Source organism: Campylobacter concisus, assembly GCF_003048575.1.
Taxonomy (GTDB): domain Bacteria; phylum Campylobacterota; class Campylobacteria; order Campylobacterales; family Campylobacteraceae; genus Campylobacter_A; species Campylobacter_A concisus_U.
On the sequence record NZ_PIRZ01000003.1, the window covers coordinates 149438 to 166118 of the forward strand.

The 16681-nt window shown below is 37.6% G+C and carries 17 protein-coding genes; 15 read left to right on the forward strand and 2 right to left on the reverse strand.

The window, feature by feature from the left end:
- The first annotated feature begins 8 nt into the window (after positions 1 to 8).
- From CVS84_RS04930 to CVS84_RS04955, 6 genes are all read left to right on the forward strand, one after another.
- Positions 9 to 374 (forward strand): chemotaxis response regulator CheY, encoded by a 366-nt coding sequence (locus tag CVS84_RS04930; RefSeq protein WP_002939933.1) that lies wholly within the window; start codon positions 9 to 11, stop codon positions 372 to 374.
- Positions 374 to 1207 (forward strand): 50S ribosomal protein L11 methyltransferase, encoded by an 834-nt coding sequence (locus CVS84_RS04935; protein WP_107691406.1) that lies wholly within the window; start codon positions 374 to 376, stop codon positions 1205 to 1207. The genes CVS84_RS04930 and CVS84_RS04935 overlap by 1 nt, the downstream gene beginning before the upstream one ends.
- A complete protein-coding gene (ftsH, locus tag CVS84_RS04940) occupies positions 1200 to 3125 on the forward strand; it encodes an ATP-dependent zinc metalloprotease FtsH (protein WP_107691407.1) in 1926 nt (641 codons plus the stop codon). Before CVS84_RS04935 ends, ftsH begins: the two co-directional genes overlap by 8 nt.
- A gap of 2 nt (positions 3126 to 3127) precedes the next feature.
- Positions 3128 to 3754 carry a phosphatidylserine decarboxylase gene (locus tag CVS84_RS04945; protein ID WP_107691408.1) on the forward strand — a complete coding sequence of 209 codons (627 nt, stop codon included), beginning with the start codon at positions 3128 to 3130 and terminating at the stop codon, positions 3752 to 3754.
- A complete protein-coding gene (gene pssA / locus CVS84_RS04950; RefSeq protein WP_021091822.1) occupies positions 3747 to 4478 on the forward strand; it encodes a CDP-diacylglycerol--serine O-phosphatidyltransferase in 732 nt (243 codons plus the stop codon). The genes CVS84_RS04945 and pssA overlap by 8 nt, the downstream gene beginning before the upstream one ends.
- Before the next feature lie 144 nt (positions 4479 to 4622).
- The gene (locus tag CVS84_RS04955) at positions 4623 to 6137 is read left to right on the forward strand and encodes a 2-isopropylmalate synthase (RefSeq protein ID WP_107691409.1); all 1515 of its coding nucleotides are present in this window, start codon (positions 4623 to 4625) and stop codon (positions 6135 to 6137) included.
- Between the two features lie 535 nt (positions 6138 to 6672).
- Here the strand turns inward: CVS84_RS04955 and CVS84_RS04960 are convergent.
- Both CVS84_RS04960 and surE read right to left on the reverse strand, forming a co-directional pair.
- Positions 6673 to 7320, reverse strand: a complete 648-nt coding sequence (locus tag CVS84_RS04960) for a ThiF family adenylyltransferase (RefSeq protein WP_107691410.1) — start codon at positions 7318 to 7320, stop codon at positions 6673 to 6675.
- Positions 7310 to 8086 (reverse strand): 5'/3'-nucleotidase SurE, encoded by a 777-nt coding sequence (surE, locus tag CVS84_RS04965; RefSeq protein WP_107691411.1) that lies wholly within the window; start codon positions 8084 to 8086, stop codon positions 7310 to 7312. The genes CVS84_RS04960 and surE overlap by 11 nt, the downstream gene beginning before the upstream one ends.
- A 102-nt stretch (positions 8087 to 8188) precedes the next feature.
- Here surE and lpxB point away from each other — a divergent pair, with 102 nt between their 5' ends.
- The 9 genes from lpxB (at position 8189) to CVS84_RS05010 (ending at position 16678) form a co-directional block, all read left to right on the forward strand.
- The gene (gene lpxB, locus CVS84_RS04970) at positions 8189 to 9223 is read left to right on the forward strand and encodes a lipid-A-disaccharide synthase (RefSeq protein WP_107691412.1); all 1035 of its coding nucleotides are present in this window, start codon (positions 8189 to 8191) and stop codon (positions 9221 to 9223) included.
- A 3-nt stretch (positions 9224 to 9226) separates the two neighbouring features.
- The gene (greA, locus tag CVS84_RS04975; RefSeq protein WP_087579112.1) at positions 9227 to 9712 is read left to right on the forward strand and encodes a transcription elongation factor GreA; all 486 of its coding nucleotides are present in this window, start codon (positions 9227 to 9229) and stop codon (positions 9710 to 9712) included.
- 63 nt (positions 9713 to 9775) lie between these two features.
- Positions 9776 to 10567, forward strand: a complete 792-nt coding sequence (locus CVS84_RS04980; protein ID WP_107691413.1) for a UDP-2,3-diacylglucosamine diphosphatase — start codon at positions 9776 to 9778, stop codon at positions 10565 to 10567.
- The gene (locus CVS84_RS04985) at positions 10567 to 11520 is read left to right on the forward strand and encodes a chemotaxis protein (protein WP_021091802.1); all 954 of its coding nucleotides are present in this window, start codon (positions 10567 to 10569) and stop codon (positions 11518 to 11520) included. The genes CVS84_RS04980 and CVS84_RS04985 overlap by 1 nt, the downstream gene beginning before the upstream one ends.
- A gap of 8 nt (positions 11521 to 11528) precedes the next feature.
- The gene (locus CVS84_RS04990) at positions 11529 to 13883 is read left to right on the forward strand and encodes a chemotaxis protein CheW (RefSeq protein WP_107691414.1); all 2355 of its coding nucleotides are present in this window, start codon (positions 11529 to 11531) and stop codon (positions 13881 to 13883) included.
- A 9-nt stretch (positions 13884 to 13892) separates the two neighbouring features.
- Positions 13893 to 14390, forward strand: coding sequence for a chemotaxis protein CheW (locus CVS84_RS04995; protein ID WP_072594427.1), 498 nt, complete (start codon positions 13893 to 13895; stop codon positions 14388 to 14390).
- 8 nt (positions 14391 to 14398) lie between these two features.
- Positions 14399 to 15025 (forward strand): phosphoserine phosphatase SerB, encoded by a 627-nt coding sequence (gene serB, locus CVS84_RS05000; RefSeq protein WP_107691415.1) that lies wholly within the window; start codon positions 14399 to 14401, stop codon positions 15023 to 15025.
- Between the two features lie 6 nt (positions 15026 to 15031).
- Positions 15032 to 16024, forward strand: a complete 993-nt coding sequence (locus CVS84_RS05005; RefSeq protein ID WP_107691416.1) for a transaldolase — start codon at positions 15032 to 15034, stop codon at positions 16022 to 16024.
- A gap of 117 nt (positions 16025 to 16141) precedes the next feature.
- Positions 16142 to 16678, forward strand: a complete 537-nt coding sequence (locus CVS84_RS05010; RefSeq protein ID WP_002939542.1) for a 50S ribosomal protein L25/general stress protein Ctc — start codon at positions 16142 to 16144, stop codon at positions 16676 to 16678.
- The last annotated feature ends 3 nt before the right edge of the window (positions 16679 to 16681 follow it).

Consider the following 16681-nt stretch of genomic DNA (forward strand, 5'->3'; position numbering starts at 1 on the left):
GATATTATGTGAAGATTTTGGTTGTAGATGACAGTTCAACAATGAGAAGAATCATAAAAAATACTTTACAAAGGTTAGGACATCAAGAAATTCTTGAGGCTGAGCATGGTCTTGAGGCTTGGAATATCTTAACTCAAAATGAAGGTATCGAAGTTCTTATCACTGACTGGAATATGCCTGAGATGAATGGTCTTGAACTTGTTAAAAAGGTAAGAGCAGAGCAAAAGTATGTTGATATGCCTATCATAATGGTAACAACAGAGGGCGGAAAGGCCGAAGTTATAACAGCTTTAAAAGCAGGTGTTAATAACTACATCGTTAAACCTTTTACACCACAAGTTTTAAAAGAGAAGCTTGAAGACGTTCTTGGTTAATGAAAGATAAATTTTACGAATTAAGCATCAAAACATCAAATTTTTATGATGAAATTTTAGAGTTAGTTTTTTATTTTGGGGTCACCTGTGTAGAAGAGCTAGATCACGAGATCATCATCAGGGAAGAGTATGATCTAAAAGATATAGCTTGGGGTATCGAAGAGTATGCAAAAGGGCTCTCTAGTGTTCGTAAAATTTCAAATGATTTAAAAATTTCTCTTAATTTAAAAGAAAATAAAGACTGGCTAGGTGAATATAAAAAGGCAGTTAAGCCTATTTTGGTTGACAAAATTTATGTTAGACCTAGCTGGGAAGAACCGCTTAAGGATGTAACAAACATCATAATTGACCCAGCTCTAGCTTTTGGTTCAGGGCATCATGAAAGCACAAATTCTTGCTTGCAGCTTTTACAAAAATATGCAAAAAGTGGCAATACTGCTTTAGATGTGGGCTGCGGAAGTGGAATTTTAAGTATTGCCTTGGCAAAGCTTGGCTGTAAGGTCGATGCTTGCGATACAGACGAGCAAGCTACGCAAAGTTCACTTAGTAATGCCGAGTTAAATGAGGTTAAATTTAATAAAGTTTGGACAGGTTCTATCGCAAATTTAGAGCAAAAATATGACATTGTCGTAGCAAATATCATTGCTGATGTCATTTTTATGCTCTCAAATGACTTAAAAAAATCGCTTAAAAAAGGCGGCTACTTGGTATTGTCAGGAATTTTAAACAAGTACGAAGATAGGATTAAAGATACATTTAAGGATTTGGAGCTAATTGAGATAAAACAAAGTAACGATTGGAGTAGCTTTGTTTATAAGGAAATAGATGAATAACCAAAATAATAATCAAAACAATGGTAACAATAACGGTTTTTTTAATAAAAATCCTATTTTCATTTTTGCCATTTTTGCAATAGTTATAGTTTTAGCTTTTAGAAGCTTTAGTGGAGACGGACTTGGCGGCTCTTTTGGGCTAAATGGTAATGCTCAGAGTAAAATGGTAGCTTATTCTGAGTTTAAAGATATGTTAAAAAATAAGCAGCTAAATGAGGTTGCTATCTCAGAAACTACCATAAAAGGCATAGGCAGTGACAAAACTATCTATCTTGCAAAACGCATAAATGATCCAATGCTCATTGGCATACTTGAGCAAAATGGCATAACTTATAGCGTTTATAGCGAAAACAACTGGTTTGGTGATCTTATATTTTCATGGATCATCCCGGTATTTATATTTTTTGCTATTTGGATGTTTATTGCTAGTCGTATGCAAAAGAATATTGGCGGCGGCATACTTGGCATAGGAAGTGCAAAAAAACTTATAAATTCTGAAAAACCAAAAGTAAAATTTGATGATGTCGCAGGCGTTGAAGAGGCAAAAGAAGAGGTTCAAGAGATAGTTGATTATCTAAAAAGTCCTGATAAATACCTAAGACTTGGGGCAAAAATTCCAAAAGGAATTTTGCTAGTTGGCCCTCCAGGCACAGGTAAAACGCTTCTTGCAAGAGCAGTTGCGGGTGAGGCTAGTGTACCATTTTTCTCTATGTCAGCATCAAGCTTTATAGAGATGTTTGTCGGTGTTGGAGCAAGTAGAGTTAGAGATCTTTTTGAAAATGCTAAAAAAGAGGCTCCAGCGATCGTTTTTATAGATGAGATCGATGCGATCGGTAAAAGTAGAAATTCTGGTCCAATGGGTGGCAACGACGAGAGAGAGCAGACGCTAAATCAGCTTCTTTCTGAGATGGACGGCTTTGATGCGGATAAATCACCAGTCATTGTTATAGCTGCTACAAATAGACCTGAAGTTTTAGACGCTGCGCTTTTAAGACCAGGTAGATTTGACAGGCAAGTGCTTGTTGATAAGCCTGATTTTAAAGGACGCTGCGATATTTTAAAAGTTCATATGAAAGATGTAAAGATTGGCAAAGATGTAAATATCGAGGATATCGCAAGGCTTACTACTGGTTTAGCAGGCGCTGATCTTGAAAATATCATAAATGAGGCAGCACTTCTTGCAGGACGTAAGTCAAAGACCTTTGTCGAGCAGGCTGATCTTGTAGAGGCTGTCGAGAGATCGATCGCTGGACTTGAGAAAAAGTCTCGCCGCGTAAATCCAAAAGAAAAAAGAATCGTCACTTATCATGAGTGTGGTCATGCCTTGATAGCTGAGCTAACAAAAGGTGCAAAAAGGGTAACAAAAGTCTCAGTCGTACCACGTGGTCTTGCGGCACTTGGCTATACTCTAAATACGCCTGAAGAGAATAAATTTATGATGCAAAAGCATGAATTGATAGCAGAAGTAGATGTACTTTTGGCTGGTAGAGCAGCTGAAGAGGTGTTTATTAAAGAAATTTCAACTGGAGCTAGCAACGACCTAGAGCGTGCAACTGATATCATAAAAGCTATGGTTAGTATGTATGGTATGAGCGATGTTGCCGGTCTTATGGTGCTTGAAAAGCAACGTGCTACGTTTTTAAATGGCGGTCAAAGCATCAAAGATTACAGTGATAAGATGGCTGAAAAGGTTGATGAGTTTGTAAAAACGCTTCTTCATGAAAGATACACGGCTGTACTTGGTTTGCTTGAAATTTATAAAGGCGCTATTGAAAATATGGTATCAGCACTTTATGAAGAAGAAACGATCGAAGGAAAAAGAGTTAGAGAGATCATTAAAAACTATGAGATCGAAAATAGTCTAGAGAGCAGACTCGTAGAGATAGAAGAAGACGAAAAGAGCAAAAAAGAGGAATAAAAATGAGTGGCTATATCGCGAAAGCAGGATATAAATTTATATTATTTTTTCTAATTTTATTTGTTTTATCTTTGCTATTTGGGATATTGCCACTACTTTTTGCTATTTTACTTTTTTTGGGACTTTATTTTTTTAGAGATCCTGAGAGGGAGCCATTTTCTGATGATAAATTGGCTTTACTATCGCCGATTGATGGCAAGATAAAAGAGATCAGTGCTTCAAATTTTGACAATAATGAAGTAGCTAAGATCGTCATAAAAAAATCTTTTTTTGATGTTGGTACATTAAGGGCTGTAAGTGATGTAAAAGTAGCTGAAATACGCAAAAGACATGGCTTATTCTTATGCCAGGCTATGAAAATTTCAGAATTTTTAAATGAAAGAGCTATTATTCGCTTTGAAAAAGAAAATATAAAATTTGTTATGAAAATTATAGCTGGAGTTTTCAGTCGAAGCTTAGAAATTTCAAATGTTACTAGCCTAAAAGCATCTAGAAAATTTGGTTTTTTAGGAAGTGGTGAGGTGATTTTATACTTACCAAGAGAGACTAAAATATGTGTAAGCGTTGGAGAAAGCGTAAAGGCTGCTTCACTTTTGGGATATTTTGAAGAGGGAAAAAGAGATGAATAACATACAAAAGATGCAACTAATGTATATCTTGCCAAATTTATTTACAGCAGCTAGTGCTTTTTTGGGTGTTATTAGCATTATTTCATCTATTCAAGGTAACTATTTTAAAGCCATTATTTATATAATCTTATCGCTTATTTTAGATGGACTTGATGGACGTGTGGCTAGACTTACAAAGACAACTAGCAAATTTGGCGTAGAGTTTGATAGTCTTGCAGATCTTGTTGCTTTTGGTGTAGCGCCAGCGATTTTATTTTATTTGACTATTGGTAAAAATTTTGGCAGATTCGGAGCACTTATAGCTGCTATGTTTGTAGTTTTTGGAGCTATTAGGCTTGCTCGTTTTAATGTCACTACTGGCACATATGAGCCAAATGTTTTTATCGGGCTTCCTATTCCATCAGCAGCTATTGTGAGCGTACTTTGGGTTGGAATTTATATTGACTATACTTTTTTAGAGGGATTTGAGTGGTGCTTGATGTTACTTGAAGCTACTTTGGCAGCTTTAATGGTTAGCAACATCCGCTATCCAAGCTTTAAAAAAATAAATTTAAAACAAACCCATGTGATAAGAATTTTAGTAGCTCTTGTAGTTGCATTTTCGATGCTTTATCTATATCCATTTGAAAGTGCGACTTTGGTTATGAGCATCTATATGCTTTATGGTATAGTAAGAGCTACTATAATGTTTAGTAAAAATTCCAAAAAAAAGGAGAGCGAATGAGTGAAAATGGCGTCATAAAATCACGTAAATTTTTACCTAAAATCGAAATCAAAAACTCTCTACTGCTGCTACTTAGGTAGCAAATTTCTCTTTACTTAACTCATCAAATTTAAAATTTAAATAAAAAAATAAAAAAGGACAAAAATGGATAAGAATAAAATTATAATCTTTGATACAACTTTAAGAGATGGCGAGCAAAGCCCTGGTGCATCGATGAATACAGCCGAAAAACTACAGATCGCACTTCAGCTTGAAAGGCTTGGTGTGGATGTTATGGAGGCTGGATTTGCAGCAGCAAGCCCAGGGGACTTTGATGCGGTAAATCAAATAGCAAAGCAAGCCTCAAATATCACGGTTTGCTCTCTTGCACGTGCAGTTGAACGTGATATCAAGGCAGCTGGCGAGGCATTGGCTCCGGCTAAAAATAAGAGAATTCATACATTTATAGCGACAAGCCCAATTCATATGGAGTACAAGTTAAAAATGAGTCCAGATGAAGTAATAAAACGTGCAGTCGAGTCTATAAAATACGCAAAAACCTTTTGCGATGATGTGGAGTTTAGCTGCGAGGACGCTTGTAGAAGTGAAATGAGCTTTTTAAAAGAAATTTGTGATGCTGCTATAAATGCGGGTGCAAAAACTTTAAATATCCCTGATACAGTTGGTTATTTATATCCTGAAGAGATAACTGCTCGCATTAGTGAAATAGTAAAATTTGTAGGCGATAGAGCGATAATATCTGTGCATAATCACAATGACTTAGGTATGGCTACGGCAAATTCACTAGCAGCCATAAAAGCTGGTGCAAGGCAGGTTGAAGGTACGATAAATGGCATAGGTGAGCGTGCTGGAAATGCTGCGCTTGAAGAGATAGTGATGGCTATCAAAACCCGCCAAGACGTCTTTGCTCCACTTTATACGGACATCATCTCAAAAGAAATTTATCCAACTTCAAGACTGATCGCTAGTATTATAGGCATTGAGCCTCAACCAAACAAAGCTATCGTTGGTAAAAACGCATTTGCTCATGAGAGTGGCATACATCAAGACGGCGTGCTAAAACATAAAGAGACCTATGAGATAATTAGCGCTGAGAGTATAGGCCTTGAGAAAAATTCTCTTGTTTTAGGTAAGCATAGTGGTCGCCACGCGTTTAAAGATAAGCTTGCTAGCCTTGGATTTGACCTTGATAGCGATGCTCTTAATAAGGCATTTGAAAAATTTAAAGAGCTAGCTGATAAGAAAAAAGAGATATTTGATGATGATATTAGAGCTCTTGTGGCTGAAGAGATTACAAAAATTCCACAAGCTTATGAGATCACGGCTCTTCTTCAAAGTAGCGGCGGAAGCCTTGCGAGTGCTTCAATTAGTATAAAACACAATGATGAGATCATCAGTGACTCAGCTCTAGGAAATGGTACTGCTGATGCGATATTTAAGGTAGTTGATCGTATTAGTGGTATTAGTGGCACGCTAAAAGACTATAAAGTGGCATCCGTTTCTCAAGGTAAAGACGCACTTGCAAAGGTTGATGTAAAGGTCGAGTTTGAGGGCAAAACGGCTGTAATAGGCCATGGACTTGACATAGATACTATGATGGCAAGTGCAAAAGCCTATGTTGGCGCACTAAATAGCTACCTTCGCATACATAAAAACTAAAATTTTAGCTGGCTGTTAAATTTACAGCTGGCTACTTTAAATTTAATCCAAAAAATATATAAATTTTTAAAATTCAAAGCCTTTATTTAAAAAATAGAATTTTTACTATCTTTGCAAATTTTAAAATCTTACTCACTCGCCTTAGTAACTTACTAATTTTAGGGCTCATAAACATTCACCACTAAATTTAGAAGCGTGATATACTCGCTCGTAAATTTTTAAAATTTGATAAGGTTTAGACCGCATGCAGTGTAAAGCACTAGTGTATGCCTCTTGAATGTGCGAGGGATTTGGGGGATTTCTTAAAAAAAGGAGGGGGACAAGGGGATGGACTTCGCGTCTACCACGCAGTTGCGAGCCTGAGAAGTAAAATTAAGTCCCCTTGCCTCTCTTTCGAATAAAAAATTGCAAATTTAATCAAGCCATTTTGTAAATTTTAAAATATTACACTCGCCATAGCAGACTACTAAATTTATAGCCACAAAATACCAGCTTTAATTTAAAATTTTGCTCAGAGAACAAATTTTTTGACTTACTACCCAACTATCTTTTTAACAGCTAGTGAGGCTAAATTTAGCCCAAAGCAAGCAGTCACACCCATGAAGCTGCCAAGTAGTTTGCAAAGTGGCTCTTCTGTTGAAAAGACCACATCAAATTTACCGCTAAAGCCTGATTTTTTGAGTTCATATCTATATTTTCTAGCTAGTGGATCGACCGAGGTTTTCCACACGCTAGCCACCTTTATCTTGGTTGGATCGATCCTTTTTGCACCACCCATAGAGGCTATAAATTTGCTAGGATCTACCGCATTTGCAAGGGCGATCTTAGCAGTGATATCATCGATCGCATCGATCACCACGTCAAATTTACTAAAGTCAAATCCAGCAATAAACTCAGGCGTAATCAGCGTCTGAATAGGCGTGATACAAGGATAAATTTTGGCAAACTCATCTACCTTTATGCCACCAATGTTTTCGCTGTAAATTTGGCGATTTTGATTTGTTATATCAAAGGTGTCTTTATCGATCAGCGTGATGCTCCCAACCCCGCTTCTAGCAAGCGCATCTACGCACATTCCACCCACACCACCAGCTCCACAAACTAGCACTTTTGCGCTTTGAAGCTTGCTAAAACCATCCTCGCCAAAGAGCCATCTTGTCCTCGTAAATCTATCATTTTGCATCAAATTTCCCTTTTAAGCTCTCCAAACTCTCGTATGAAGTCATATTTAGTTTTATGGGCGTTATCGTGGCAAAGCCCTCATTTACCTTGCTGATGTCACTAGGCTCGCCCTTTTCGTATTCAAGTGCAGCGTTTCCAAGCCAGTAGTACTCGATACCTCTTGGGTTGCGATTAAGCGTAGCATGTGTGGCGTAGGTGCGTTTGCCAGCTGGGACGACGGTGTAGCCTTTGAAATTTTTGCTTGTCACGGCTGGGATATTTACATTTAGAAATTCTCTTTGATTTAGCGAAATTTCATCCTCTAGCACCTTTGGTACGATAAATTTCACCACCTCTTTTGCTAGATTAAAGCCAAGTTCATTCAGCGAGTTGTTTGCATAAAACTGCGAAAAAGCGATACTTCTAATGCCTTGCAAAACCCCCTCCATCGCCGCTCCACACGTACCAGAATAGGTTATATCTTCGCCCAAATTTGCTCCGTGATTTATGCCGCTTATCACTAGATCTGGCTTTTTATTATAAAGTGCGTGAAGTGCGAGATAGACGCAGTCACTTGGCGTTGCGTCATCGAGTTTAAAAAAGTTATCATCAAGTTTTATAAATCTAAGTGGCCTTGTGAGCGTCAAAGAGTGAGCGCAGGCTGATTTTTCAGAGCTTGGAGCTACGATCGTGACGTTCACGCCGTCTAGCTCACTTAAAGCTTCTTTTAAAGCAAGTAAGCCAGTCGCCTCAAATCCATCGTCATTTGTTATCAAAATTTCTTTCAAATTTTATCCTTTAAAGGGTTGGATTTTATCACAGCTTTCTTAAAATTTTAAAGAATTTTTGCGTATAATGCCCCCAAAAAAAGACCTGATGAAAGTGTGTAAATGAAAATTTTAGTCTCCGCTCTTGAGCCATCGGCAAATTTGCATTTAAAAGAAATTTTGAAAAATTTCGAGGGCGAATTTGAGCTTATGGGAATTTTTAGCGAAGAGCTTGGCACGCCATATATGAAAAGTAGCGAATTTTCAGCGATGGGCTTTGTCGAGGTTTTGCCGCTCATTTTCAAAGCAAAAAAGGCGATAAAAGTGATGAGCCAGATGGCAAAAGAGGCTGATGCAGTGCTGCTAATAGACAGCCCAGCATTTAATCTGCCACTTGCAAAGGCGATAAAAAAGGCTGGTGCAAAGACGGCCGTGACATACTATATCTTGCCTCAAGTTTGGGCGTGGAAGCCAAAAAGAGTGAGCGTAGTGGAGAGGTACTGTGACAACCTGGCTTCGATCCTGCCATTTGATGCGAAATTTTATAGCCGATCGACCTACGTGGGACATCCTTTGATGGATGAGATAAAGCTTAAAAAAACTAGCCTAAGTAGCAGTGGCAAAGTGGCTTTTTTGCCAGGCTCTAGAAGGTCAGAGATTTCAAGACTTATGCCAGTTTATAGAGAGCTTGCTAAGAATATTGAGGCAAAAAGACTGCTTGTCGTGCCACCATTTTTGCTTGATAAAGTGGGTGAAATTTATGGCGATGTAAGCGATTTTGATATCGTCTTAAATACGCCTGAAGCTTTGTATGAGAGCGATTTTGCCTTTGTTTGCTCAGGCACGGCTACGCTTGAGGCAGCGCTCATTGGCACGCCATTTGTGCTAGCTTACAAGGCAAAAGCCATAGATATTTTTATAGCTAGAAAATTTGTAAAGATCAAGCACGCTGGACTTGCAAATATAATGTTTGATTTCATGGGCAAAGAGCCGCTTCATGAGGAGTTTATCCAAGAGTTTGCAACGGCTGAAAATTTGCTAAGAGCTTATGAGAGCTGCGATAGGCAGAAATTCTTAAAAGGCTGTGATGAACTAAGGGCTTATTTAGGGCATGGCAGCAGCAAAAACGTAGTAAAAATTTTAAAGAATATGGAGTAAAAAATGAGTGAACCAATGACAATGCACGGATATGAAAAGATAGAAGCTGAGCTAAAGGATCTAAGGCTGGTGCAACGCCCTCAAATCGTAACTGAGATAGATATCGCAAGAAGTCACGGTGACCTAAAAGAAAATGCTGAGTATCATGCAGCAAAAGAGAAGCAAGCCTTTATAGACGCTAGGATAGCAGAGCTAGGCTCGCTTCTTGCAAATGCCGAAGTGATCGATCCAAGTAGCTATGAGCACGATAGAGTTAGATTTGGCTCGAGTGTGACGATAATGGACGAAGAGACCGAAATAGAGCATACATATACGATAGTTGGCATTAGTGAAAGCGACATCGATAAAGGCTATATCTCGATAAACTCACCTCTTGCAAAGCAGCTTTTGGGTAAGGCTGAGGGCGATGAGGTAGTGCTAAATTTACCAAAAGGTAGAAGCGACGTTGAGATCGTAAAAATTTGCTATAAGCCTATAAAATTTGACTAAAAAGATGGGACAAAGAGCTAGAAACTGCTTTTTGGCTCTGCTATTTTTTAATTAAGGCAAAATTTGAGCGAATATCTATATGCCCCCATTATAAAAGAAGGCGCGATCTTTATAGCTGATGCACATGAAAACGTAAACCGAAATGGCTTTTTAAAATTTTTAAGAGCTGTTGATAGCGGGGAGATCAAAGAGCCGCCACAAATTTTTTTATTAGGCGATATGTTTGACTTTCTAACGGGCGAGGGCGAATACACAAGAGAATTTTACGCTGAGCACTTAAGCCTTATAAATAAAATTTCACAAAAGGTAGAAATTTTTTACTTCGAGGGCAACCACGATTTTAGACTTTCAAATTTATTTAATAAAACAAGAGATTTTTGGGATGGACACGAGGTGCAAAGCTATAAAAATGTCAAAATCTATGACATTTCCGCACAGCCAGCAAATTTTAAGACGATCAATGAAGAGCACGTCCAGATCGCACATGGCGATATATTTTTACCTTTTGTAGATAAATATGCACTTAGATTTTTGCGTTTAAAATGGTTTTTAAAATTTATGAATGCTTTGGATAAATTTTTACATTTTAAAATATCAAAAGCGATACTAGCCAAACTTACTAAGAAAAATTTAGACTATAAAATTCCTAATTTTAAGGAGCTAATGAGCAAGCATTTGCAAGGATATGAGGCCGGCATTGTGATAGAAGGACACTATCATCAAGGCGAGCAATTTAACATTTATGATAAGTTTTATATAAATTTACCTTGTTTTGCATGTGAGCAAAGTTATTTTGTTGTAGAATACGCCCAGCAAAAATTAAATTTGCTCAAAATGAGTTTGAAAGGACATTGATGTTTGGAGATAACGTACTAAAAACGGACTCAAACGAGATGGAACTTGTTGATTTTCGTATCTTTAAAAAGACCGAAAACAAAGTATATGAAGGAATATACGGAGTCAATGTCGCAAAGGTGCGGGAGATCATTAAGATGCCAAATCTTACAGAGCTTCCAGGCGTTCCTGAGTATATCGAGGGAATTTTTGATTTAAGGGGTGTGGTGATCCCTGTCATAAATTTGGCAAGATGGATGAATATTATCGAGCCAACCGAAGGTGTAGTTATAAAGCCACGTGTTATTATTGCTGAGTTTAGCGGTATTTTGATCGGTTTTATCGTCCATGAGGCAAAAAGGATCAGGCGTATAAGCTGGAAAGATATCGAGCCTGCAAATTTTGCTTCAGGTTCTGGCGCTTTAGACAAAGGCAAAATAACAGGCGTAACAAGAATAGAAAATGATGAAGTTTTGCTTATTCTTGATCTTGAAAGCATAGTAGAAGAGCTTGGAATTTACTCACCAAAGATCGAATTTGATGTAACAGACGATCAAAAATTAAAAGGTGCTGCTTTGGTTTTGGATGATAGCTCGACTGCTAGAAAACTGGTAAAAGACGCACTTGAGAAAATGGGACTTAGCGTGGTTGAGGCTAAAAACGGCGTTGAGGGTTTGGAGAGAATGGAAGAACTTTATCAAAGATATGGAGATAACTTATCAAGAGAGCTTAGAGTTATCTTAAGTGATATCGAAATGCCACAGATGGATGGATACCGCTTTGCTTCAACTCTTAAAAACGATGAAAGATTTAAAGAAGTGCCAATAGTATTTAACTCCTCATTGAGTAATGATTTTAGTGAAATCAAGAGCAAAGAAGCTGGTGGTGCGGCGTATCTTACAAAATTTGATGCAAGCATATTTTATCAAGAAGTGCTAAAGGTTATTGAAGCACATTCTAAATCTGCAAAATGAGGTGAAACATGGATGATATGAAAGAAATAATGGAAGACTTTTTAATAGAGGCTTTCGAACTTATTGAGCAGATAGATCACGACCTTGTTGAGCTTGAGTCAAACCCTGAAGATTTGGAATTATTAAATAGAATTTTCCGCGTTGCTCACACAGTAAAAGGTAGTTCAAGTTTTTTAAATTTTGATGTTCTAACAGAGCTTACTCACCATATGGAGGATGTTTTAAATAAAGCCAGAAAAGGCGAGCTAAAGATCACTCCAGACATTATGGACGTAGTTCTTGAGTCAGTTGATATGATGAAAGGCTTGTTAAGCAGCATTAGAGATCATGGAAATGATACAGCTGCTGGCATTGATATTAAAAGTATTTGCGCAAGACTTACTCAAATTTCTGAAGGTGAGGTTCCAGTAGCAGCTCCTGAAGCTCCTGTCACGCCAGTAGCTGAGCCAACACCAGAGCCGGCAAAAGAGTCAGAGCCAGCCGCGCCTGCCGAAGAAGCACCAGAGATAAGTGATGCTGAGCTTTCAAAGCTAAGTGATTCAGAAGTTGAAGCTGAGATAGAAAGACTCTTAAAGGTTAGAAAGGCTGAGGATCAAGCAAGGCGTGCTTCAAAAGGTATAGCTCCAAAATCTCCTAGCGAGATAGCCCCAGCTGCAAGTAGCACTTCAGCTCCAGCTGCAAAAGCAGAGAGCAAAGAAAAAGACGGAGATAAGAAGGTCCCAGCGGCAAGTAGCGGTGCAGTAGCTCAGGAACAAACTATACGTGTTGAGGTAAAAAGACTTGACCACTTAATGAACCTAATTGGTGAGCTTGTTCTTGGTAAAAACCGCTTATTAAAAATTTATGATGACGTGGAAGAGAGATATGAGGGTGAGAAATTCCTTGAAGAGCTAAACCAGGTAGTTTCAAGTCTAAGCTTGGTAACGACTGATATTCAGCTTGCCGTTATGAAGACAAGAATGCTTCCAATAGCAAAAGTCTTTAATAAATTCCCACGTATGATACGCGATCTTAGCCGCGATCTTGGTAAGCAAATCGATCTTGAAATTTCAGGTGAAGAGACTGAACTTGATAAGTCAATCGTAGAAGAGATCGGCGATCCACTAGTTCACATCATCAGAAATTCATGCGATCACGGCATCGAGGATCCTGAGACAAGAAAGGCAGCAGGTAAGCCAGAAAAAGGCCTTGTTCAGCTAAAAGCTTACAATGAAGGCAACCACATCGTTGTTGAGATAGTTGATGATGGTAAAGGCTTAGATGCTGACATGCTTAAATCTAAATCGATAGAAAAAGGCATCATCACTGAGCGCGAAGCTGATGCGATGAGCGAAAAAGAGGCATTTGGCCTTATCTTTAGACCAGGATTTTCAACTGCAGCAAAGGTTACAAACGTATCTGGTCGTGGTGTTGGTATGGACGTTGTTAAGACAAATATTGAAAAGCTAAATGGTATCATTGATATTGAAAGTGAAGTTGGAAAAGGCACGGTTATGAAGCTTAAAATTCCACTCACGCTTGCGATTATTCAGTCGCTACTTGTTGGAACGCAAGAAGAATTTTATGCTATTCCACTTGCTAGCGTTCTTGAAACTGTTCGCGTGCCGATTGATGATATCTACACGATCGATGGCAAAAATGTACTAAGGCTAAGAGATGAAGTCTTATCTCTTGTTAGACTCTCTGATGTATTTGGTGTAGAAAAAGCATTTGATGGTGGAGATCAAACTTATGTCGTAATAATCGGTGTTGCTGAAGCAAAACTAGGTATTATCGTCGATACTTTGGTTGGACAAGAAGAGATTGTTATCAAATCAATGGGTGATTATCTACAAAACATCCCAGGCATCGCTGGTGCTACCATTAGAGGTGATGGCCGTGTGACTTTGATTATAGATGTTGGTGCTATGATGGAGATGGCAAAAGATATCAAGGTAGATATTAGAGCCGAAATAGAAGATAGCACGAAAGCAAAGGAAAAACCAAGCGATTATAAAGTCTTGATAGTTGATGACTCAAAAATGGATAGAACTATCATGCAAAAAGCGCTTGAACCAACTGGGGTAACAATAATAGAAGCTACAAATGGTGTTGAGGCATTAAATATCGTAAAATCCGGAGAGCACTCTTTTGATGCGATTTTGATAGATATTGAGATGCCAAGGATGGATGGATATACACTGGCTGGCGAAATTAGAAAATACTCTAAGTATAGAAATTTACCACTTATTGCTGTTACATCAAGGACGTCAAAAACAGATAGATTGCGTGGTGTAGAAGTTGGAATGACTGAGTATATTACAAAACCATATTCAGCCGAGTACTTAGAAAATGTCGTTAGAAAGAATATAAAATTAGCTTAGGGGTAAGGGATGAACAATAAACTAAATCAAGTTTTAAGCAAACAAAAACAGCAAATGAATGGTCCTGAGTTAAAAAATAATGAGGATATAGTTCAGCTAGTAGGATTTGTTGTCGGTGAGGAAGAGTACGCGATACCTATTTTAAATATCCAAGAGATAATCAAACCTATTGAATATACACGTGTTCCTAGTGTGCCTGATTATGTTCTTGGCGTGTTTAACCTACGCGGAAATGTTATTCCGCTTATTGATTTGCGTAAGCGTTTTTCACTAAATGTCACAAAACAAAGCCCAAGCACAAGATATATCGTTATGAAAGATGCGGATAATATCGCTGGCTTTGTGATAGACCGCTTGACGGAGGCTATCAGAATAGACCGCAACAGGATCGATCCGCCACCAGAGACTTTAGTAAAAGACAAAGGCATGATTTATGGTATCGGAAAGCGCGACCAAAATATCCTTACGATCTTAAAGGTCGAAAGTCTTTTAAAACGTGATTTTTAGGGTATAGCTTGATAAAACTTTGTGTTTTTGATTTTGACTCTACAATAATGGACGGCGAGACGATAGATATTCTCGCCGCCGCTAATAATGCTAGCGAAGAAGTAGCTAATATAACTAAGCATTCGATGAACGGTGAGCTTGATTTTTTTGAAAGTCTTACAAAAAGAGTAAAATTTTTAAAAGGATTGCCGCTTTTAAAAGTAAATGAAATTTGCAAAAATTTACCCATAATGCCAGGAGCTGGCGAGCTAATAAAAGCTTTAAGGCAAAAAGGTATCAAAGTTGTGGTTTTTAGCGGTGGATTTCACAATGCAACCGATGTAATGCAAAAAAAACTTAATTTTGATGCAAATTTTGCAAATATCTTGCATCATAAAGATGGAATTTTAAGTGGTGAAGTTGGCGGAGAAATGATGTTTAGTAGTTCAAAGGGAGATATGATTGACCGCTTGTGTGGACTATTAAATCTAGGCAAGGACGAGATAATGTGTGTTGGGGACGGGGCCAATGACATATCGATGTTTAGAAAGTGCGACCTTAGCATTGCATTTTGTGCAAAAGATATCTTAAAAAAAGAAGCGACACATTGTGTTGATGTTAAAGACTTGCGTGAAATTTTAAAATTTATAAGGTAGAAATTAATGTATGACAACGAAGCTAAATTCTCTCTTTGGTGTGATTTTATAGAGAGAAATTTTTTACAAAGCGAATTTAACTCTTTATTGGAAAATAATATTATAAACGGTGCTACAAGCAACCCAGCTATTTTTAAAACAGCGTTTGCTTCACCTGCTTATAAAAAGATCATAGAAACTAGCAATAAACGCCATCCAAAAGATCTTTATGAAATTTTGGCTACTCAAGATATAAAAATCGCAGCATGTAAAATGTTAAGAAATTATGCAAACGGTGATGATGGCTTTGTAAGTATTGAGGTTGATCCAAATTTAAGTGACGATACAGCTGCAACGATAGAGGAAGGTATCAGGCTTTATAATCTAATATCAATGCCAAATGTTATGATAAAAATTCCAGCTACAAAAGATGGTTATGAGGCGATGAGCGCGCTTATGGCAAGGGGAATTAGTGTAAATGCTACGCTTATATTCTCGCCAGATCAGGCTAAAAACTGTCTTGAGGCTTTTAAAGAAGGCAGTAAAGCTTATGCAAGTCGCTTTATAGATACTACTATGCCAAAAGGTGTGATAAGTGTTTTTGTAAGTAGATTTGATAGAAAGCTTGATGAGGTTATGGCTGCAAAAAGCTTGCCAACGGGACAAATTGGCATAATGAATGCTGCAAATATATATCACCTTATTGAAGATTTTGGACTAGAAAATGTAAGAACGCTTTTTGCAAGCACAGGCGTAAAAGGCGGTAGTTTAAGAGGGGATTATTACGTTAGAGAGCTAATGTATAAAAATTCTATAAATACAGCACCAATAGAGACGATAAAAGAATTTATAAAAGAAAGAGCAGAGGCAAAAAATGTGCCTAGTAAAGAAAATATCTCAAGTTTTTTCCAGATTATAAAAAATAATGATATGGATATAAATGTTGTTTATAAAGATTTATTAAGCGATGGTTTAAAGCAGTTTGTATCAGCATTTGATGATATTATGAAATCACTTTAGACAAAGAAGCCTAAGCTAATACAAAAACAGCAAAAGTGACCATTTTTAAGTAAGCTTTATGTGAAATTTATAAAGCATTAGATAAAATCAGCACCTATTTTTTATGAAAGGAAAACGATGTTAGAAGGAATCGTTAGAGAGAGTATCGGTAAGAAGTCTGCGAAGGCTTTGAGAAGAGATGGTTATCTAATCGCCAACATTTATGGCAAGGGATTAGAGAATGTTGCAGCTGCTTTTAAAGTAAATGACTTTATTAAAGAAGCGCGCAAAAAAGAGAGCCTTGCTTTTGATGTAAAAGTAGGCGGGAAAGTTTATAATGTCGTTATTGTTGATTACCAAAGAGATGTTGTTACAAGTGATCTTAAACACGTAGATCTAAAAGTAGCACTTCCTGGCGTTTTATCAAAATATATGATCCCAGTTAAGCCAGTTGGAACACCTATTGGTCTTAAAAATAAGGGCGTTTTGATCCAGTCAAAAAGACGTCTTTGCGTAAAATGCACGGCTGAAAATTTACCAAATTCATTTGATGTTGATGTAAGCAAACTTGACATTGATGATACGATTTTGGTTCGTGATATCACAGCTCCTAAAGGCGTCACTATTATCGACGCTGACCGTGTTGCGGTACTTGGAGTTATTAAAGCTAAATAAAAA